We start from the raw sequence: 18593 nt of genomic DNA, 5'->3' as shown, positions 1-18593 counted from the left end.
GCAGTTCTGAAATCAGGAAAGCTCCGCCTCTGGTGGAGCTTTTTTGTTTTTGGAGAGAACGGTTTGCTACCGTCATTTGAAACGGAACGCCTTTTCCTGCGCCCGCGCACCATGGCCGATCTTGATGCCAGCATGGCGATGGACCGCGATGCGGAGGTTACGAAATATGTTCCGGGGCCTTGGCACGATCCGGAGGAACACCGTCGTTTCGTTACATCTCGTATTGAGACAGACTTCGGACCCGGTCTGGGCTATTGGTCTATTTTTACCAAGCAACGGCCAGACTTTTTTCTTGGCTGGGTTCTGCTCATTCCTGATGATGCCGTGGGACCCGATATTGAAATTGGCTGGCGGCTTAATCGCCATGCCTGGGGCCAAGGCTATGCGACCGAAGCGGCGCAGCCCCTTATTCTTCACGCATTCAACACCGTGGGTGTCGATCGCGTCATCGCCGAGATTCATCCTGACAATGCGGCATCGATCCATGTCGCACAAAAGATCGGGCTCAAAGCCGAGCAGGATGGTATTCCATACAAACGTTTTGTGATGACCCGAGAGGATATGACGCCTTAAGACGCTTTCTTCGCATCCGGGGCTTCACTCAATTCCACACGGCGATAGAAATCGGCCAGTGTCTTGCCGCGTTCCTGACGGAAAATACGCAGGGCTTTGTCCGCCTTGGATATCCGGTCGATGCGGAATGTGCGGAAATCGTTGCGCAGCTCGCACCAGCTGATAACAGTCCAGACCTTACCCCAGAACCACAGGCCAAGCGGGCGGATATCGCGCAGGCTTTCCTTCCCATCAAGGTCCTTATAGGTGATCGACAGCACCTGACACTGGTCTGCAGCGTTTTCAGCCAGATCGATCATTGCCCGGTCATGGCCGCTGATATTGGTGCTGGATGAATGAATATGCGTATTGGCGATGCGCGGGCGGTCATCCTTGGGCAGGACAGCGCCGATCTTGATGATGGCTTCCTCGGCAGCGCGCGCCATGGAAGCACCGCCCCAGGCCGTAATCAACCGGGCTCCGGCAACCAGCGCCACCACCTCATCACGGGTAAACATCAGTGGAGGCAGGTCAAATCCCTCGCGCAGGATGTAACCGACGCCCGCCTCCCCATCGATTGGCACGCCCGTTGATTGCAGGTCGGCAATATCGCGATAGATGGTACGCTCGGACACTTCGAGCTTTTCCGCCAGCTGGCGCGCGGTGACAAGGCGTCCGCCGCGGAGTTTCTGCACAATCTGAAAGAGACGGTCTGCTCGTCGCATGTCACTATTCCTTCAGGCCTTCATTCAGGCGCTGTTCGGTTACAAAAGCCGCCCCGAACGACAATCGGGAAACGGTGGATGTACTGGAATCAAGGACCCTCCAGAATGGCGTCACCGAGCAGATATCGCCCGTCCGTTGATAATCTTCGAATGCCGCCTCAGCGACCGTACGCAAATGGAATCCCAGCGTGATAGGACAAGTCACTTCAGCTCCATGCTGTTTGGCCATAGCCTGTCGCAAGGTTTTCACATCCATATGCCTGCCCTTCGGGAGTGTGCGAATAAAATCATCCACCAGACGAGGGGTCGGAACCAGCATGATCTCCCCAGCCTTCATACCGGCAATATTGACCGGGACCGGTTTGACCTCGAAGGGGCCGCTCGCATTCAATTTCTCTGCCCAGCTTTTCATGTCATTCCTCCCTCAATGTGGCGATCAACCCGCCGCCTGATATTCGCGCGCGATAAAGCTGCGCATTTCAGCAATCTGCCCCGCCTGCTCAGGCAGAACCGCTTCAAGAAACTCTGTGGCAAATGTGCCGGGAGCCGACCCGGCAGCGCTGACAATATGCGCGTCACGCACCGCATAGGGCACATCCTGATAGAGGGAAGAGCCCGCATATTCGCCCATGACTGACTGTATCCAGCCAGCCCCATTGCTGGTGTGTTTGCGGCCCTCGAAAAGACCAGCGCGCGCCAGCGCCAGCGTGCCGCCGCAAATGCCGCCTACAATTCCGCCACCTGACAAAACTGACTTTAAAAGCGGCGCAATGTCAGGAGCGTCTTCCGACGGCCATGTGTTGGCACCGATGACAGCAACCGCATCCAGATCGGTATTATCCTGAGGGTCAAGCCCGCGATCCGGCACAAGATGCAAGCCGCCAATGGATTTCAGTGGACCTGATGTCGGAGCCAAGGCAATTATCCGCGCACCAAACCATTCGACAGCCGAGCCAGCCAACAAGCCGAATTCCCAATCAGCATACTGATCGATGAATACGAGGCCGATTGTCTTTTTCTGGTCCATGGCAGATGCTCCCTTTGGCTTCAATAATTAGTATTCTAGCGTCAAATGACCGTTTTGGCTTGTTTTTCTGCCTCTATGCGGCGTTGGGCGCAGCAGGCGATCGGAACGGCGAATCGCGCTGGCATTGTCATTGCCAGCTGCGATGTCCTTCACCGAATTGCGCATCGCAAGACGTTCTGCATAGGCATCGGGCCAGCCAATGTCTTTCAGCAGATAGTCAGGAAGATTGTTGATGGCGCGTTCAGTCCGCATTTCCTCGCGTGTGTACGTGTATCCCGTCCACAGACGCTTCACCGTATCTACGATGCCGAAATCAATCATATTCATGTCCGTGTCTCCTTTGCTTATGAAGACACTATCGCATACCCCTACTGACAACCTTCTGTCAGGAGCCTGTCAGCAGGGGGTGAAAAATAACACCTATGATTTGACGGGAACCGTGTAATTGAGAGGCAATCGCCCACCATCGGCATAAATGGTCTGGCCGGTGATATAGCTGGCATCGTCGGAAGCCAGAAACGCGGCAATCGCAGCAATTTCTGATGGTTCCCCAATCCGGCCAAGCGGCGTGCGGGAAAGCATGCGCTGCTTCGAAGCGGCATCGGAATTCACAGCCTCCAGCATATCCGTATTGATCGAACCGGGACCAATGGCATTGACCCTGATCCCGTGGATGGCGAGTGATACGGCCATAACCCGTGTCAACTGGTTCACCCCGCCCTTGGAGATGGAATAGGGCACCTGATTGGCCAAGCCAAACAGGGCATTGATCGAAGACAGATTGATGATTGCGCCGGGCGACCCGCCCTTCTGCACCTTGTCCACCATGTGACGGCCTATCGCCTGCCCACACAGGAACGAGCCTTTCAGGTTGATGCGCAGAACCCGGTCGAAATCCTCTTCCTTGAGATCGAGGAATTCGGCTTTGTGAACAATACCGGCATTGTTGACGAGAACATCGATATCGCCAAATGCATCAAGGGTCGCTGCAACCAGATTATGCACATCGAGTTTGCTGCTGACATCCGTGGAGGTGAACCGCACCTTGCCAAAACCGCTGAGGTCCTTGACCGCCGCAAGCCCGCGTTCATCATTGCTGTCAGCAATCATCACGCTCGCGCCATCCTGCAGAAAGCGCCGGGCAATGGCATTGCCGATACCCTGAGCACCGCCGGTAACAATTGCGATCTTGCCATCCAAAGCCATATTCGATTCTCCTGATCGGGAATCGAAGCTTAACTCTCACGCCCCGGGGGTCAACCGGCGGGAACGCCAATACCCCTCGCATTCAGCACCGCCTTGATCTCATCCAGAATGGCAGGGTCATCAATGGTCGCCGGCATGTTCCACGGCTCCTGATCGGCGATCTTCTGCATTGTGCCACGCAGAATCTTACCGGAGCGCGTCTTGGGCAGGCGCTTGGCCGTAACCGTGATCTTGAAGGCGGCAACCGGCCCGATCCTGTCGCGGATAAGCGCCACGCAATCCTTCTCAATGTCTTCAGCTGCTCGGGTAACGCCGGATTTAAGCACGATGAAGCCGCAAGGTACCTGCCCTTTGAGATGATCGGCAATGCCGATAACAGCACATTCGGCCACATCCGGATGGCTTGATAACACCTCTTCCATCGAGCCCGTGGAGAGGCGATGGCCCGCAACGTTGATGATATCGTCAGTGCGGCTCATGATGTAGATATAGCCGTCCTCGTCGACGATCCCGGCATCGGCAGTTTTGTAATAGCCGGGGAATTCCACCATATAGGCATCGCGAAACCGTTGATCGGCCTTCCATAATGTTGGCAGGCACGCGGGCGGCAGTGGCAGCTTGACGACGATATTACCAAGCTCGCCCCGCTTTACCGGATGTCCGGCATCGTCAAGCACCTGCACGTCATAGCCGGGCATCGGCACTGTCGGCGAGCCGTATTTGACGGGAAGCATGCCAAGTCCTGCCGGATTGGCGGCCATCGGCCAGCCGCTCTCCGTCTGCCACCAATGGTCGATGACGGGAACGCCGAGTTTTTCCTCGGCCCATTTGATTGTGTCGGTATCCGCCCGCTCGCCCGCCAGAAACAGGTATTTGAGCGAGGAGAGATCATATTTCCCGATAAACTCGCCCTTCGGATCTTCCTTCTTGATGGCGCGAAAGGCTGTTGGCGCCGTAAACAGTACCTTGACCTTATGATCTGAGATCACCCGCCAGAATGTTCCGGCATCGGGTGTTCCAACCGGCTTGCCCTCAAACAGCACGCTTGTTGCGCCTATGAAGAGCGGTGCATAGGTTATGTATGAGTGCCCCACGGCCCAGCCTATATCGGAAGCAGCCCAGAATACCTCACCCGCATAGGTGTCATAAATCGCACCCATGGACCAGGCCAGAGCCACCAGATGCCCGCCATTATCGCGCACCACGCCCTTTGGCTGGCCCGTCGTGCCCGATGTGTAGAGGATATAAAGCGGATCGGTTGCCTTTACAGCCGCGCAGGGCACCTTCCGGTCTTTCGCCGCGCTGACTGCTTGCGCATAGTCGAAATCGCGCCCCTGCACCAGCTCGTGCGGTTGCTGAGGGCGCACGAGAACGAGGCAGGAACTGACCTTGTGCGCCGCCTCGTCAATGGCCTTGTCAAGCATCGGCTTGTAGGCCACCACCCGGCCGGGCTCCAGACCGCAGGAAGTGGCGATAATCATGACGGGCTTCGCATCATCAATACGCGTTGCCAGCTCATGCGCGGCAAAGCCGCCAAACACGACGGAATGAACAGCACCGATACGCGCGCAGGCAAGCATCGCCACCACAGCTTCCGGAACCATAGCCATGTAGATGATAACGCGGTCGCCTTTTCCGACACCTCTGTCGATCAGTACAGCTGCCAGCGCATTCACCTCATCGAGCAGCGCCGCATAGGTGATCTTGCGCCCTGTGCCGGTAATCGCGCTGTCATAGATCAGGGCGACCTGATCAGCCCGTCCACGCTCCACATGGCGGTCAACGGCATTATAGCAGGTGTTGCATTCAGCACCCGGATACCAGCGCCCATAGGGCTCCTGTGTGGCATCAAAGACCTGTTCCCATGGCCGCATCCAGTCAATAGCCTGAGCAGCCCCGGCCCAAAATCCCTCCGGATCGGATTGCCAATCCCGATAGACCTGCGCGTAACGTGATGTCATAAATATCCTCCCAGATACCGCACCTTCCTCAATGTATGCGGCAGAGTCAAAGGCCTATTTGACAATTGGCGGGGGATCGCACACTTGTCGAATCCCACTTTATCCATTCCCGTCAGGCTGCAGGCTCTTTAACCACAATGCTCAAGATTTTGCCCCTGCTGCTGATTCTCCTGATGGCACTCCATCTCATCAAGCCACTGGGATGGCCGGGCATGAAAAAGCGCGGGGATTTCTGGAAAATCGCCGCCGGAGCCATTTTTGCCATGCTGATTATCGTAATTGCCAGTCATAGCGGGTTGTAAGTCGGATAGGCTGGGCTCCCATCTCCTCCAGCCCCACCCCACCGTCATCCTCGGGCTGGACCCGAGGATCCAATCTCGGATTGCGCCAGATAGTTGTGATTGTCCGAACGTGTTGCAAGTGGGGATATCATTGCTCTCAACGGTAGGTCCTCGGGTCAAGCCCGAGGATGACGGTGTAGCGAGTCAAGTTCTGCAACCTTCGCGACTAGCGTTGCATCCTCACTTTCCTTCATGGTTGTTATGTCGACCACGCAAAGCCTCAGCCCGCCCTCTCACCATTCGTTAAATTAAGCACATATGGCACGAGGTGTTTTGCCCAGGCATCATAGCCAAGCGCCGAAGCATGAAAACCATCACTGGAAAAGCCTTCAGGCCCCTCAACCGGCAGGCGCGTTGCCGGTATTGCCATCCGCTCCCGGCAAAGCCGTTCGCCCATGGCATTGATCGCACCTGCGCGCCCTTCCAGAATGCGCCCGAGCAGCGGCGGCATGGCAGGGACATCGCGAAAATCGATAACCGGGGACCAGACAATAGAAGTCTCCGGCCATTTGGCTTTCAAAGCATAGAGCAGCCCGCCGAATTCCTTCTTGAAACGGGAAACCGAATGGAAATTCTTGGTGTCATTTGAGCCGGTTGTCAGCACGATATGGGTCCACATGCCCCGTTCGATATTGGGCACCACATGATCACGCAACTGGCCTGATGTTGCGGAATTGAACCCGGCAGCGCGCCAGATGATCTTGCGCCCGGTCCTCCCCTGCAAATGGACGGCGAGCCGCACGCAAAGGCTTTGCCAGACATCGCTGACACCCACACCGGCCGCAGAGGAATCACCCAGCACCAGCAGGCGGATTGCCGGTTCCTTGCCTGCGATTTCGCCAACGGGAAACGCACCCGGCGGCACCATGCGTTCCGTATTCAGGCGTACCGCTATTCCCTGCCAAGCATAGACGGGAAACAGCAGCCAGCTGACAAGGGGATGGAAAGCCGATGGTTTGGTCAAACGCGCCTCATAAACATAAAAAAGCCCGGACCTGATTCCGGCCCGGGCTCTATGAGAGACGTTTTTAGATAAAAAACGCTTAAGCGGCCTTTTCCAGGTCCTTTTTCCAGCCGCCTGTTGCGGCAAGGCTGTTCATTTTGGCGCGGTGCGCAAAGGCGCGCTGACCGGCTGCAACATTTTCCGATTTGCCATTCCAGGCGCTCAGAGCCGCGGCCTGCAGGGCACGTCCATAGGAGAAAGTCAGCTTCCATGGCAGGTCGTGAGCAGCATTCATCGCCGAGAGATGCGCCGTTGCTTCTTCATCCGACTGACCGCCGGACAGGAATGCAATGCCGGGTACAGCGGCAGGAACCGTCGACTTCAACAGACGAACCGTCTGCTCAGCAACCTGTTCGACCGAAGCCTTGCGCGCATTCTTGCCATCGATAACCATGTTTGGCTTGAGGATCATACCTTCAAGCACAACGCGGGCATCATAGAGTTCGGTGAAAACGGTCTTGAGAACCCATTCCGTCACATCGTAGCAGCGCTCAATCGAATGCGTGCCGGGCTTACCGTCCATCAGCACTTCAGGCTCGACGATCGGCACAATACCAGCTTCCTGGCAAAGGGCGGCATAACGGGCCAAGGCCTGCGCGTTCTGCTTCACAGCGCCCCAAGTCGGCAGATTGTCGGAAATATTGATAACGCCGCGCCATTTGGCAAAGCGCGCACCAAGCTTGTGATATTCGGCCAAGCGGTCGCGCAGGCTATCAAGACCTTCCGTGATCGTCTCACCAGCAAAACCGGCAAGATCCTTGGCACCCGCATCGACCTTGATACCCGGAATGCTACCGGCAGCTTTCAGGAGCTGTACGAAAGGTGTGCCATCCTTGGCATTTTGACGGAGGGTTTCGTCATAGAGAATGACGCCGGAGATGTAATTCTTCATGGCATCATCAGAGCGGAACAACATTTCGCGATAGTCGCGGCGGCTATCGGCTGTCGATTCAAGCCCGATTGTATCGAACCGCTTCTTGATCGTTGCTGTACTTTCATCCGCAGCAAGCAGGCCCTTGCCGTTGGCAACCATTGCAATTGCGATATCTTCCAGGCGTTCACTCATAGATCATGCACTCCGTTTCTAGTCGACTGGCCCATACCAGAAGCTCATATCAAACGGAATGGCAGTTCAAGCCTTTGAAACGATTGAAATTTTTTCAACCGATTTAACAGGATAACATTTTCTGTTCTTCGTTAATCCGGGGACCACGAAAGCCCCCGGATTAGCTTGAATGCGCCATTAACGCTTGAGTACATCAACGCCCGGAAGCGGCTTGCCTTCCATCCATTCAAGGAAAGCGCCGCCTGCGGTCGAAATATAAGTCATATCATCGGCAACGCCCGCATGGTTGAGCGCGGCAACGGTGTCACCGCCACCCGCAACCGAAACGAGATGGCCTGATTTTGTCCGTTCTGCCACATGCCGGGCCGCGGCAACGGTTGCCTTGTCAAAAGGTGTCAGCTCAAAAGCACCAAGCGGGCCGTTCCAGACGAGTGTTGCCGCATCATCAATCGCACCTTTGATGCGCTCGATCGATTGAGGCCCCACATCGAGGATCATGCCATCCTCGGGGATTGCATCCAGACCATAGGCGTGGGACGGCGCATTGGCCTCAAAATGCCAGGCAACAACGGCATCTACAGGCAGAATGATGGTGCAGTTGGCGGCCTGCGCCTTGGCCATAATTTCGCGGGCGGTGTCGGCAAGATCATGCTCGCACAGCGATTTGCCAACCTTGACACCCTGCGCGGCCAGAAATGTATTGGCCATGCCGCCGCCGATAACAAGCGCGTCGACCTTCTGCACCAGATTGCCGAGGAGATCGAGCTTGGATGAAACCTTTGCGCCACCAACAACGGCAACAACCGGGCGCTTCGGACTGCCAAGACCACTTTCCAGCGCTTCTAGTTCCGCCTGCATGGTGCGACCAGCATAAGCCGGTAGCACATGCGCCAGACCCTCAGTCGAGGCGTGAGCGCGGTGTGCTGCTGAAAACGCGTCATTGACGTAAATATCGCCATTGGCGGCCAGCGCCTTGACGTAAACAGTATCGTTCTTTTCTTCCCCCTTGTGGAAACGCGTGTTCTCAAGCAGCAGAATATCGCCGTCATTGAGTTTGGCGACGGCTTCCGCAGCCTTTTCGCCAATGCTGTCCTCAGCAAAATGCACATTCTGGCCAAGGACCTTGGCAACCGCATGGGAAATGGGCTTCAGGGTAAATTCCGGCGTTGGACCATCTTTCGGGCGACCGAAATGCGCAAGCAGGATGACCTTGGCGCCCTTCTTGGACAATTCGAGAATGGTGGGAGCAACACGCTCGATCCGGGTGGCATCCGTTATATGGCCATTGGCGACCGGCACGTTGAGGTCAACACGCAGAAGAACGCGCTTTCCCTTAACATCGGCATCATCGAGAGTCTTGAAAGCTGGCATGGTCGTCATCCCTGTCTGGATCGGAGACTATCCGGTCACTTGCAGACCGAACACTCCCGTTATCATAAGCAAAAACAAAAATGGCGGGTGTTGTCGACCCGCCATTTTGCAACATATCAGGCCTCAGTCACTCAAATGACCTTGCTGAACGCGACGGCCGTGTCGGCCATACGGTTCGAGAAGCCCCATTCATTGTCATACCACGACAGCACACGCACAAAAGTTCCGTCCATCACCTTGGTCTGGTCGAGATGGAATATGGAGGAATGCGGATCATGGTTGAAGTCGATGGAGACATTCGGCGCATCCGTATAACCAAGAACACCCTTCAGCTTGCCATTGGCAGCCGACTTGATCGCATCATTGATCTCGGCAACCGTTGTCGCACGCTTGGCAACGAACTTGAAATCCACAACCGAGACGTTCGGGGTTGGAACGCGGATCGAGCTGCCGTCAAGCTTGCCATTGAGTTCTGGCAGAACAAGGCCAACGGCCTTGGCAGCACCGGTTGAGGTGGGGATCATCGACAGAGCAGCAGCGCGGCCGCGATAAAGATCCTTGTGCATCGTGTCGAGCGTCGGCTGATCACCGGTGTAGCTGTGGATCGTGGTCATGAAACCATGATCAATGCCTACAACTTCGTTGAGCACAAAGGCAACTGGTGCAAGGCAGTTGGTGGTGCAGGATGCATTGGAAATAACCAGATGCTCCTTGGTCAGCTTGTGATGGTTCACACCGAAGACAACGGTCAGATCAGCACCGTCAGCGGGAGCCGAAACGATGACGCGCTTGGCACCGGCTTCAAGGTGAGCCGCAGCCTTGTCGCGGGCCGTGAAGATACCGGTGCATTCAAGCGCGATATCAACATCAAGCTCTTTCCAGGGCAATTCTGCCGGGTTGCGCACCGCAGTTACCTTGATCGGACCCTGACCAACATCGATGGTGTCGCCGGATACCGTAACAGTACCGGGGAAGCGGCCATGCACGGAGTCATAGCGCATCAGATGCGCATTGGTTTCGACTGGACCCAGATCATTGATGCCGACGACTTTAATGTCAGTGCGGCCGGACTCGATAATAGCGCGAAGAACATTGCGGCCAATGCGGCCAAACCCGTTGATTGCAACGCGAACAGTCATTTTTTAGTTTCTCCTTGGGGGTTGAGGGTCAAGACCCTGGGCGCCCTTGCTTAAGCGGTAAACCGCCGATTATTTCAACTTGCCTTCTGCCGCCGAAACGATGGCTTCCGCTGTAATACCGAAATGCTTGTATAGCTCTTCAATCGGGCCGCTGGCACCAAAGCCCGTCATGCCGACGAAGATGCCGTCAATGCCGATGAAACGGTCCCAACCGAGGCGAATTGCAGCTTCCACCGCAACCTTGACTGGCGCATCACCAAGCAGGGCACGCTTGTAGTCTTCACTCTGCTGTTCGAAAAGCTCGAAGCAGGGCACGGACACAACGCGGGCAGGATGGCCGTTCGCTTCCAGCTGCGCGCGGGCGGCGAGAGCGATCTCGACTTCCGAACCGGTCGCAAAAATCGTCACTTCCGCCTTGCCGCTTGCTGCAGCGAGTTCATAGGCACCATAGGCGCACTTGTTCTCGTCCACATGCACGGTGCGGACTGTCGGCAGGTTCTGACGTGTCAGCGCCAGTGTCGACGGTGTCTTGCGCGACTCCAGCGCCAACTGCCAGCACTCGGCAGTTTCAACGGCATCGGCCGGACGGAACACGTAATTGTTCGGAATGGCACGCAGCGCAGCCAGATGTTCAACCGGCTGGTGCGTCGGACCATCTTCACCCAGACCGATGGAATCATGTGTCATCACATAGATGACCCGGATGCCCATCAGGCTCGAAAGACGCATCGCACCGCGCGCGTAATCCGAGAATGTCAGGAACGTGCCTGAGTAGGGAATGAGACCGCCATGCAACGCAATACCGTTCATGGCAGCAGCCATGCCGTGCTCGCGAATGCCATAATGAACATAACGCTGACCGTAATCATCAGGGCTGATGTTCTGCGTCTGGCTGGTCTTGGTGTTGTTGGAACCGGTCAGATCCGCAGAGCCGCCAATGGTTTCGGGGACGACGGCATTGATGACCTCAAGCGCCATTTCCGATGATTTACGGGTCGCAACCTTCGGCTTGTCTTCCGAAAGCTTCTTCTTGTAGGCAATGATGGTGGCATCAAAATTACCGGGCAGATCGCCGCGCATGCGACGCTCGAACTCCGCGCGAATTTCCGCATCGGCGGCGGCCAGACGCTTGTCCCATGCCGCATGTTCCCCAGCGGAACGCAGGCCGGAAAGACGCCATGTATCAAGGATATCAGCAGGAACCACGAAGGGCTCGGATGTCCAGCCCAGCGCCTTGCGGGCACCGGCGAGTTCTTCCGCACCCAGCGGCGAACCATGGACCTTGTTGGTACCGGCCTTGGTCGGCGCACCGAAACCGATTGTCGTCTTGCAGGCGATCAGCGTTGGCTTGTCTGATTTATGGGCCTTTTCGATCGCAGCGGCGATTGCATCCTGATCATGGCCGTCCACATTGATGGAATTCCAGCCTGATGCTTCAACACGGGCGCACTGGTCCGTATTGTCAGCGAGTGACACGGGGCCATCGATGGAAATGTTGTTGTGGTCCCAGAAAACGATGAGCTTGTTCAGCTTCAGATGACCGGCAAGCGCAATGGCTTCCTGGCTGATGCCTTCCATGAGGCAACCGTCACCCACGATCACATAGGTATGGTGGTTTACCAGATCATCGCCGTACTCAGCGTTCAGCACGCGCTCGGAAAGCGCCATGCCGACAGAATTGGCCAGACCCTGACCGAGCGGGCCTGTTGTGGTTTCGATACCAGCGGCGTGGCCATATTCCGGATGGCCGGCTGTGCGCGAGCCAAGCTGGCGGAAATTCTTGATCTGGTCGATGTTGATGTCTTCGTAACCGGAAAGATAGAGCACCGAATAGAGCAGCATCGAGCCGTGTCCTGCGGAAAGGACAAAGCGATCACGGTCAGGCCAATGCGGCGCTTTCGGATCATGCTTGAGGAAACGGGTATAGAGAACGGTCGCAATATCGGCTGCGCCCATGGGAAGGCCGGGGTGGCCAGAATTGGCCTTCTCCACTGCATCCGCCGACAGAAAGCGGATTGCATTGGCCATTTGGTTTGATTTTTCAGAATTGGTCATGTGTACCGTCTTTCGAAGAGGATAGGAAATGCCGTTTCTGGACGCCGGTTCAGACAAAATCCAAAAGGCACGCGACACATAGCAGGTGTCATCAGGGAGTCAATAAAACCTAAGTCAAAATGGAGCGTTCGAAAAGCGGGCTCTTTCGTCGCATAGGCCCTCTCTTGTTCTATTATCAGTGCATGACCGAACTGTGACAGCGTGGATTGATTGACGCGGTGTTGATGTGCCCTCTAGACTTCGGCGCATAAGTTGTTCTTCTTTTTGCGATTCGCGTAAAAGAGCGACACACAGGGGAAACACGAAAATGGCAGAGGAAGCCACCCTCAAACAGGTTCTGGAAAGACTGGCAAAAGCCTTGGCTCATCTTGAGGATGCTGTTGATATGCGCCTTGAGCAGGAAGGTGATTTTGCCGAAGCTGAGGAAGAAGTCCAGCGCATGAACATGGACCGGCGAAGGCTGGCACAGGAGCTGGATGCATCGGAAGGACGTGCAGAACGTCTGGAAGCGGCAAACAAGGAAGTCTCTCGCCGTCTCGTAACGGCGATGGAATCCATTCGCACCGTACTGGACCGGTAGTATCGACATCAGTTGAAAGAGACGACCATGGCCACTGTAACAGTTACGATTGACGGCAAAGCGTACCGGATGGCCTGTGACGAGGGCCAGGAGCAACACCTGACTGGCCTTGCCGAACGGTTCGACCGTTACGTTACGCATCTCAAATCGTCTTTTGGTGAAATTGGTGATCTGCGCCTGACTGTCATGGCTGGCATTATGATCACGGATGAATTGCACGAATTGCAGATGCGCGTGAAAGGCCTTGAAAACGAAGCCGATGCCCTGCGCAAGAGCCGTGACGAGGCCCTGCAAAAAGCAGATAAGAACGACACGGCAATAACAGGTGTTCTTTCAGAGGTCACAACCCGTATCGAGAACCTCGCTGCAAAAATTGCCCCAAAGGCCAATTAAGATCGTTAGGTAACGAAGCTGGAGCAGCCCTGTTTAAACGGAAACTGCTCTAGCCGCCGATTTCCTCGCGCAGCATTTCGAGTTCCAGCCACTCTTCCTCGAAACGTTCGAGGTCATGCCGTTTTTTGCCGATCTCCTCGACTGTCTTGTTGAAAAGCTGCGGGTTCTTGGCAAAAAGATTGGGATCAGCCAGCTTCGCCTCAAGCTTGTGGATATCGGCGTGCAATGCCTCCATCTTGCCCGGCAGATTCTCCAGCGCAAATTTCTGCTTGTAGGAAAGCTTGCGCTTTTCCTCGCGCTGCGCCGTTGGCTTTTCACCGGATGCATCGGCAGACGTTTGTAGCTTGGTTGCCTTGAGGTCTTTGCGCGTCGCCAGCGCTTCCTTGCGCTGTGCCAGCATATCCGTATAACCACCAGCATATTCAAGCCAGCGGCCATCGCCCTCAGGTGCGATCACTGACGTTACGGTACGGTCAAGGAAATCGCGATCATGGCTGACCAGCAGCACCGTTCCGGCAAAACCGGAAACCAGCTCCTGCAGGAGGTCAAGCGTTTCCATATCGAGATCGTTGGTCGGCTCGTCGAGTACCAGCAGATTGGCCGGACGGGCCAATACACGCGCCAGCATCAGCCGCGCCCTTTCGCCACCGGAGAGTTCGCGGATCGGCGTGCGCAGCTGCTCCGGCTGGAACAGGAAGTCCTTCATATAGGACGCCACATGGCGCTGCTCGCCATTGACGATGACATTCTCACCGCGACCATCGGTCAGATAATCGGAAAGCGTCTGCTCAAGGTTGAGACTATCGCGCTTCTGATCGAGCACCGCAATTTCGAGATTGGTTCCGAGACGGATAAAACCGCTATCGGGTGCCAGCAGACCCGTTAGCATGGAGAGAAGCGTGGTCTTGCCCACACCATTGGGACCAACAAAGCCGACACAGTTGCCACGCTGGATACGGGTGGAGAAATCCTTGACAAGCACGCGCTCGCCGTAAGCCTTGACCAGATGTTCCGCCTCAATGACCAGCTTGCCGGATTCCTTGCTGTCGCTGGCTTTAAGAACCGCTGTTCCCTGCGCGCGGCGATGATTGCGGAATTCGCCGCGCATCGTGTGCAACTCGCCGAGGCGGCGCATGTTGCGTTTGCGCCGTGCCGTAACGCCGTACCGTAACCAATGTTCTTCGCGCACGATCTGGCGGCCAAGCTTGTGCAGATCGCGCTCTTCTTCCTCAAGCACCTTGTCGCGCCATTCTTCGAAGGCGCCAAAACCCTGATCGAGCCGTTTCGTAACACCGCGATCAAGCCAGACAGTGGAGCGGCTGATGTTTTCGAGAAAGCGCCGGTCGTGGGAGATGACCACGATACTGGAGCGGATCTGCCTGAGTTCACCTTCCAGCCATTCAATGGTTGTCAAATCCAGATGATTGGTTGGCTCATCGAGAAGCAGGATATCCGGCTGCGGTGCCAGAACCTTGGCCAATGCCGCACGGCGTGCTTCACCGCCCGACAGATTGTCAGGCTTTTCTTCTCCAGTCAGGCCGAGATGTTCGAGGATGTAACTGACCCGGTAGAGATCATCCGCCGGTCCAAGACCTGCTTCAACATAGTCGCGGACACTGGCAAAGCCTTCCATATCGGGCGCCTGAGCCAGATAGCGAACCGTCACGCCGGGGTGGCGGAACACTTCGCCGTCGGTTGGCGCAATAAAGCCCGCCGCGATTTTCAGCAAGGTTGACTTGCCCGAGCCGTTGCGGCCAACAAGGGCGATACGGTCGCCCTCGCTGACGGAAATAGCCGCATCGGTCAAAAGCGGTGTGCCGCCAAACGTCAATGCAATCCGGTCAAGACGAAGAAGTGGAGGAGCCATGGAGTTTTTTCAGTTCTGGAAAATGAGCGCTATTGCCTGACATCAGTGCCGACGGGCGCTTGTCGGCGAGATTGGCGCCGCTGTCAAATATCTTTACCATATAAAACGGAACAGGCCGGAAATCCGGCCTGTCTGCATTCATTCAGCAACGTGGCTGGCTGCTTAGTAGCCGCCGTTGTTGTAGCCACCGCCATTGTTGTAACCGCCATAGGCTGCACCACGGCCACCATTGCCTTCACATGGAGCATTGTAAATGCTGCCATCGGGCCTCTGATAACGGCAAAGGTTTTGATTGCCATTACCGCTGCCACTGGGAGTTGTTGCTGTACCAACAGCTGCACCCAGAAGCGCGCCGCCGGCCGCACCAATCACAGTGCTTTTGGTATTATGTCCGAGTGCCTGTCCGGCAAGTGCACCAACACCGCCACCGATCAACGCGCCCGTCCCGGCACGCTGGTTCTGTTCGCTCGTTTCACAGCCGGCCAATGACATGGCCAGAAGCGCTGAAACCGCAATCGCGGCTAAACGAAAACCCATTGTAAATCCTCTCAACATGAATATAGCGGGCAAACCTTGAAGCCTTAATGCGGCAGAAGAAAGATCGGCCTTGGCAGGCTCTCAGGGCCCACAAACAGAAACAGGCCGGTTTCCCGGCCTGTCCTGTATTCCCTGATGGGGAAGAATTAGTAACCGCGGCAAGGCGCGCGATAACGCTCGCCATAGCGGTTTTCGTATGTGCAATAACGACGGCCACCGCCATCATTGTTGGCTGTTGCGGCACCAACGGCGACGCCGCCAACACCACCGATAGCTGCACCAGCAAGCGCGCCACGGCCACCACCGATTGCACCACCGGCCAATGCACCAAGGGCTGCACCGCCAACACCATAACCTGCAGCGCGCTGCTCACCAGTTGTACAACCGGCCACTGAAAGTGCCAGAACGGCTGCAACTGCTACTGTCGACAAACTTTTCAACATGGAAGACCTCTCCCGTTTTAAAACTAAACCTACCAGCTTGCGTCCCCAATGCTGTACCGCAAGAATTGCATTTTCCGCTTTGTTTTACAAGCGTTGGGCAATTTTACGGCGCCGCAATCAGAACTGCATTGCCTGAACGAAGCGATACGTGGAGATTTCCACACACGGCATTCGACACTGTAAGCGATGAACCGAAAGAAAGTTCCATATTTTCCAGCGGCCATCGCGCACCACGGATAAATAATCCACGCAGGGACGTAAATGCAACAATGCTGAACACAGTTCCATCAGCAAAATCGAACGAATATTCCCCTGCAACCAGAGGGTGTGCTTCTTCGGTCCCGCTCGACAGGATGATCTTTCGGCCCTGCGCAGCATAGCGGGTCGCCATGGTCAGATGCAGCAGCGTATGATCTGTGCGTTCGCCGCCAAAAGCGCCGCAGAGAATCACTTCCGTCGCCCCCAGCCGATAGGCTTCATTGAGCGCCAGTTCGCCGTCGGTCATGTCTTTGGCCGCGGGAAATACCGAACGTGGTATGTGGGCATAGCGTTCTGCCAACTCAGGCGATGTCGAATCGAAATCGCCCAGCCACAGCTCCGGTTCAAGGCCCAGCGCGCCCGCATGAACTATCCCACCATCGGCGGCAAGAATGCGCGCTCCCGCCACGAGACGCCGAAGACGATCGGTAACGTGAAGCGTGCCGCCAAGGAGAAGAACGAATTTGCTCATGCACCGGCCATAGCATGGCAAAAGCCGGTCGCACAGAGCTTGCGTGACGTGGTTCTACCCGAGCCGTCCGAGTACGATTGCCGCAATGCCTGCAATCGCGACGCCCACGGCCAAAAACAGGCTTGGATTGAGTGCCGTGAAGAATTTTTGATGGCGGAGACGCAAGCGCATCGAATTATTCCTTGGATTTCTCGACGCTGTCGTCTGCTGAACCCTGACGCCGGAATGATAAAAGCCGTGACCCCGAAACATGATTGAACCTTTCTTTTGGAAAACAGGCCGTGAGGGGATGTTTTCGCGGCGGAAGATAGGGCTGGGAATGTCAGCTTTCGATTTGGCAGATTGGGCAAAACATAAGGATTTCATAAGTATCGACCGCTTGCACCGCTCTGGCCGAACCTCTATCCTTGCGATGCTCTAACGGGGTGCCGGATCTGATCGACCGGCTGAGAGGCCTAAGGGGAAACCCTGCCAACCCGCGGAACCTGATCCGGCTTGTACCGGCGGAGGGATTAGACGCGGCAGATTTGCCGGCGCACCAATCCTTTTGAACCATGAACGATAGGAGGCGCCGATGCGGCCATTTGGGACTATTGTAAAGACCGCGGCTGTTTTGGCCGCATTTGTCGGCCTCATGCCAATTGGCGCGGCACTGGCCGAAGGCAAACTCACCGTTTACACCTATGAAAGCTTCACCGCCGAATGGGGTCCGGGACCGAAGGTCAAGGAGGCTTTCGAGAAGCAATGTGCATGCACGGTGGAATTTGTAGCCGTTGCCGATGGCGTCGCGCTGCTCAACCGCGTCAAACTCGAGGGCGAATCGACAAAGGCGGATATTGTTCTCGGGCTCGACACGAACCTGACCTTTGAAGCGAAAGAGACCAATCTTTTTGCTCCCCATGGCATCGATACCAGCGCGGTGAATATCCCCGGTGGCTATAAGGACGATATTTTCGTTCCCTATGACTACGGCTATTTCGCCGTCATTTATGATTCGGAAAAGCTGAAAACGCCGCCCGAGACTCTGAAAGAACTTGTGGAAGGCGATTCGACGCAAAAAATCGTCATCGAGGACCCGCGCACCTCGACGCCGGGCCTTGGCCTGCTTCTCTGGGTTAAATCTGTTTATGGCGATAAGGCCGGTGAAGCCTGGGCCAAGCTGAAAAATCGCGTTTTGACCGTCACACCGGGCTGGTCCGAGGCCTATGGCCTCTTCACCAAGGGCGAAGCACCGCTCGTTCTGTCCTACACCACCTCTCCGGCCTATCATCTGATCGCAGAACGGGTGGATCGCTACAAGGCGATTTCATTCAGCGAAGGGCACTACCTGCAGATCGAGGTTGCGGCTCAAACGGTCAACGGTGCGAAAAACCCGCTATCGGCGCAGTTTCTAAGCTTCATGACCAGTCCGGCATTTCAGGATGCCATTCCTGAAAACAACTGGATGTACCCTGCGGCCAAAACCACCGATGCCCTCAATCCAGCCTTCGAGAACCTTGTGAAACCGGTCAAGACGCTGATCTTCCCAGCTGAAGAGGTTGCCAGGAACCGCAAAGCCTGGATCGATGAATGGCTTGCGGCCATGAGCCTGTAGCAG

Annotated in this window: 20 protein-coding genes and 1 riboswitch; of the genes, 5 read left to right on the top strand and 15 right to left on the bottom strand. The window is 56.0% G+C overall.

The window, feature by feature from the left end:
• Positions 1–63: 63 nt before the first annotated feature.
• On the top strand, positions 64–573 hold the full coding sequence (locus FHW17_RS04880) for a GNAT family N-acetyltransferase (protein ID WP_112523030.1): 510 nt from the start codon (positions 64–66) through the stop codon (positions 571–573).
• Here the strand turns inward: FHW17_RS04880 and FHW17_RS04875 are convergent.
• From FHW17_RS04875 to FHW17_RS04850, 6 genes are all read right to left on the bottom strand, one after another.
• Positions 570–1277, bottom strand: a complete 708-nt coding sequence (locus FHW17_RS04875; RefSeq protein ID WP_112523029.1) for a YafY family protein — start codon at positions 1275–1277, stop codon at positions 570–572. The two genes, FHW17_RS04880 and FHW17_RS04875, sit on opposite strands and share 4 nt — an antisense overlap.
• Positions 1278–1281: 4 nt before the next feature.
• Positions 1282–1689, bottom strand: coding sequence for a hypothetical protein (locus FHW17_RS04870; RefSeq protein ID WP_112523028.1), 408 nt, complete (start codon positions 1687–1689; stop codon positions 1282–1284).
• A 24-nt stretch (positions 1690–1713) separates the two neighbouring features.
• A complete protein-coding gene (locus tag FHW17_RS04865) occupies positions 1714–2304 on the bottom strand; it encodes a DJ-1/PfpI family protein (protein ID WP_112523027.1) in 591 nt (196 codons plus the stop codon).
• 27 nt (positions 2305–2331) lie between these two features.
• Positions 2332–2631, bottom strand: a complete 300-nt coding sequence (locus FHW17_RS04860; RefSeq protein ID WP_112523026.1) for a hypothetical protein — start codon at positions 2629–2631, stop codon at positions 2332–2334.
• 93 nt (positions 2632–2724) lie between these two features.
• The gene (locus FHW17_RS04855; protein WP_112523025.1) at positions 2725–3510 is read right to left on the bottom strand and encodes an SDR family oxidoreductase; all 786 of its coding nucleotides are present in this window, start codon (positions 3508–3510) and stop codon (positions 2725–2727) included.
• 50 nt (positions 3511–3560) lie between these two features.
• Positions 3561–5471 (bottom strand): propionyl-CoA synthetase, encoded by a 1911-nt coding sequence (locus tag FHW17_RS04850; RefSeq protein ID WP_112523024.1) that lies wholly within the window; start codon positions 5469–5471, stop codon positions 3561–3563.
• A 173-nt stretch (positions 5472–5644) separates the two neighbouring features.
• On the opposite strand from FHW17_RS04850, the gene FHW17_RS25325 reads away from it, so the two are divergent.
• Positions 5645–5773: a hypothetical protein gene (locus FHW17_RS25325; RefSeq protein ID WP_255784430.1), complete on the top strand. Its 129-nt coding sequence runs from the start codon at positions 5645–5647 to the stop codon at positions 5771–5773.
• A 259-nt stretch (positions 5774–6032) separates the two neighbouring features.
• Here the strand turns inward: FHW17_RS25325 and FHW17_RS04845 are convergent, their stop codons facing one another.
• The 5 genes from FHW17_RS04845 to tkt all read right to left on the bottom strand — a co-directional run bounded on the left by FHW17_RS04845 (position 6033) and on the right by tkt (position 12446).
• Positions 6033–6776, bottom strand: a complete 744-nt coding sequence (locus FHW17_RS04845) for an SGNH/GDSL hydrolase family protein (protein ID WP_112523022.1) — start codon at positions 6774–6776, stop codon at positions 6033–6035.
• A 79-nt stretch (positions 6777–6855) separates the two neighbouring features.
• Positions 6856–7881, bottom strand: a complete 1026-nt coding sequence (locus FHW17_RS04840) for a class I fructose-bisphosphate aldolase (RefSeq protein ID WP_182509306.1) — start codon at positions 7879–7881, stop codon at positions 6856–6858.
• 177 nt (positions 7882–8058) lie between these two features.
• The gene (locus FHW17_RS04835; RefSeq protein ID WP_182509305.1) at positions 8059–9252 is read right to left on the bottom strand and encodes a phosphoglycerate kinase; all 1194 of its coding nucleotides are present in this window, start codon (positions 9250–9252) and stop codon (positions 8059–8061) included.
• Positions 9253–9383: 131 nt separating this feature from the next.
• Entirely contained in the window at positions 9384–10391 is a 1008-nt protein-coding gene (gene gap, locus FHW17_RS04830) for a type I glyceraldehyde-3-phosphate dehydrogenase (RefSeq protein ID WP_112523020.1), read from the bottom strand.
• Between the two features lie 69 nt (positions 10392–10460).
• Entirely contained in the window at positions 10461–12446 is a 1986-nt protein-coding gene (gene tkt / locus FHW17_RS04825) for a transketolase (protein ID WP_182509304.1), read from the bottom strand.
• Positions 12447–12753: 307 nt separating this feature from the next.
• Between tkt and FHW17_RS04820 the strand changes: the two genes are divergently transcribed.
• On the top strand, positions 12754–13026 hold the full coding sequence (locus tag FHW17_RS04820; protein WP_112523018.1) for a DUF4164 domain-containing protein: 273 nt from the start codon (positions 12754–12756) through the stop codon (positions 13024–13026).
• Between the two features lie 27 nt (positions 13027–13053).
• Positions 13054–13419 carry a cell division protein ZapA gene (locus FHW17_RS04815; protein ID WP_091879767.1) on the top strand — a complete coding sequence of 122 codons (366 nt, stop codon included), beginning with the start codon at positions 13054–13056 and terminating at the stop codon, positions 13417–13419.
• 49 nt (positions 13420–13468) lie between these two features.
• On the opposite strand, the gene FHW17_RS04810 is transcribed toward FHW17_RS04815, so the two are convergent.
• From FHW17_RS04810 to FHW17_RS04795, 4 genes are all read right to left on the bottom strand, one after another.
• Complete coding sequence (locus FHW17_RS04810; RefSeq protein WP_182509303.1) at positions 13469–15286, bottom strand: ATP-binding cassette domain-containing protein; 1818 nt, start codon at positions 15284–15286, stop codon at positions 13469–13471.
• Positions 15287–15448: 162 nt separating this feature from the next.
• Complete coding sequence (locus tag FHW17_RS04805) at positions 15449–15823, bottom strand: YMGG-like glycine zipper-containing protein (protein WP_182509302.1); 375 nt, start codon at positions 15821–15823, stop codon at positions 15449–15451.
• Between the two features lie 146 nt (positions 15824–15969).
• The gene (locus FHW17_RS04800) at positions 15970–16266 is read right to left on the bottom strand and encodes a hypothetical protein (protein ID WP_091879763.1); all 297 of its coding nucleotides are present in this window, start codon (positions 16264–16266) and stop codon (positions 15970–15972) included.
• A 103-nt stretch (positions 16267–16369) separates the two neighbouring features.
• The gene (locus FHW17_RS04795) at positions 16370–16996 is read right to left on the bottom strand and encodes a thiamine diphosphokinase (RefSeq protein ID WP_112523015.1); all 627 of its coding nucleotides are present in this window, start codon (positions 16994–16996) and stop codon (positions 16370–16372) included.
• A gap of 411 nt (positions 16997–17407) precedes the next feature.
• Positions 17408–17525, top strand: a riboswitch (TPP riboswitch).
• Between the two features lie 105 nt (positions 17526–17630).
• Between FHW17_RS04795 and thiB the strand changes: the two genes are divergently transcribed.
• On the top strand, positions 17631–18590 hold the full coding sequence (gene thiB, locus FHW17_RS04790) for a thiamine ABC transporter substrate binding subunit (RefSeq protein ID WP_246706746.1): 960 nt from the start codon (positions 17631–17633) through the stop codon (positions 18588–18590).
• The last annotated feature ends 3 nt before the right edge of the window (positions 18591–18593 follow it).

Source organism: Phyllobacterium sp. P30BS-XVII, assembly GCF_014138335.1.
GTDB classification, from domain to species: domain Bacteria; phylum Pseudomonadota; class Alphaproteobacteria; order Rhizobiales; family Rhizobiaceae; genus Phyllobacterium; species Phyllobacterium meliloti.
This window is presented reverse-complemented; position numbering and strand designations above follow the sequence as displayed.

Excerpts from the sequence above, each read along its gene's own strand:
- FHW17_RS25325 (WP_255784430.1), top strand. The coding sequence starts at position 5,645 with ATGGCACTCCATCTCATCAAGCCACTGGGATGGCCGGGCATGAAAAAG.
- FHW17_RS04810 (WP_182509303.1), bottom strand. The coding sequence starts at position 15,286 with ATGGCTCCTCCACTTCTTCGTCTTGACCGGATTGCATTGACGTTTGGC.
- tkt (WP_182509304.1), bottom strand. The coding sequence starts at position 12,446 with ATGACCAATTCTGAAAAATCAAACCAAATGGCCAATGCAATCCGCTTT.
- FHW17_RS04795 (WP_112523015.1), bottom strand. The coding sequence starts at position 16,996 with ATGAGCAAATTCGTTCTTCTCCTTGGCGGCACGCTTCACGTTACCGAT.
- FHW17_RS04840 (WP_182509306.1), bottom strand. The coding sequence starts at position 7,881 with ATGAGTGAACGCCTGGAAGATATCGCAATTGCAATGGTTGCCAACGGC.
- FHW17_RS04815 (WP_091879767.1), top strand. The coding sequence starts at position 13,054 with ATGGCCACTGTAACAGTTACGATTGACGGCAAAGCGTACCGGATGGCC.
- thiB (WP_246706746.1), top strand. The coding sequence starts at position 17,631 with ATGCCAATTGGCGCGGCACTGGCCGAAGGCAAACTCACCGTTTACACC.
- FHW17_RS04860 (WP_112523026.1), bottom strand. The coding sequence starts at position 2,631 with ATGAATATGATTGATTTCGGCATCGTAGATACGGTGAAGCGTCTGTGG.
- FHW17_RS04865 (WP_112523027.1), bottom strand. The coding sequence starts at position 2,304 with ATGGACCAGAAAAAGACAATCGGCCTCGTATTCATCGATCAGTATGCT.
- FHW17_RS04875 (WP_112523029.1), bottom strand. The coding sequence starts at position 1,277 with ATGCGACGAGCAGACCGTCTCTTTCAGATTGTGCAGAAACTCCGCGGC.
- FHW17_RS04850 (WP_112523024.1), bottom strand. The coding sequence starts at position 5,471 with ATGACATCACGTTACGCGCAGGTCTATCGGGATTGGCAATCCGATCCG.
- FHW17_RS04820 (WP_112523018.1), top strand. The coding sequence starts at position 12,754 with ATGGCAGAGGAAGCCACCCTCAAACAGGTTCTGGAAAGACTGGCAAAA.
- FHW17_RS04835 (WP_182509305.1), bottom strand. The coding sequence starts at position 9,252 with ATGCCAGCTTTCAAGACTCTCGATGATGCCGATGTTAAGGGAAAGCGC.
- gap (WP_112523020.1), bottom strand. The coding sequence starts at position 10,391 with ATGACTGTTCGCGTTGCAATCAACGGGTTTGGCCGCATTGGCCGCAAT.
- FHW17_RS04800 (WP_091879763.1), bottom strand. The coding sequence starts at position 16,266 with ATGTTGAAAAGTTTGTCGACAGTAGCAGTTGCAGCCGTTCTGGCACTT.
- FHW17_RS04870 (WP_112523028.1), bottom strand. The coding sequence starts at position 1,689 with ATGAAAAGCTGGGCAGAGAAATTGAATGCGAGCGGCCCCTTCGAGGTC.
- FHW17_RS04855 (WP_112523025.1), bottom strand. The coding sequence starts at position 3,510 with ATGGCTTTGGATGGCAAGATCGCAATTGTTACCGGCGGTGCTCAGGGT.
- FHW17_RS04805 (WP_182509302.1), bottom strand. The coding sequence starts at position 15,823 with ATGGGTTTTCGTTTAGCCGCGATTGCGGTTTCAGCGCTTCTGGCCATG.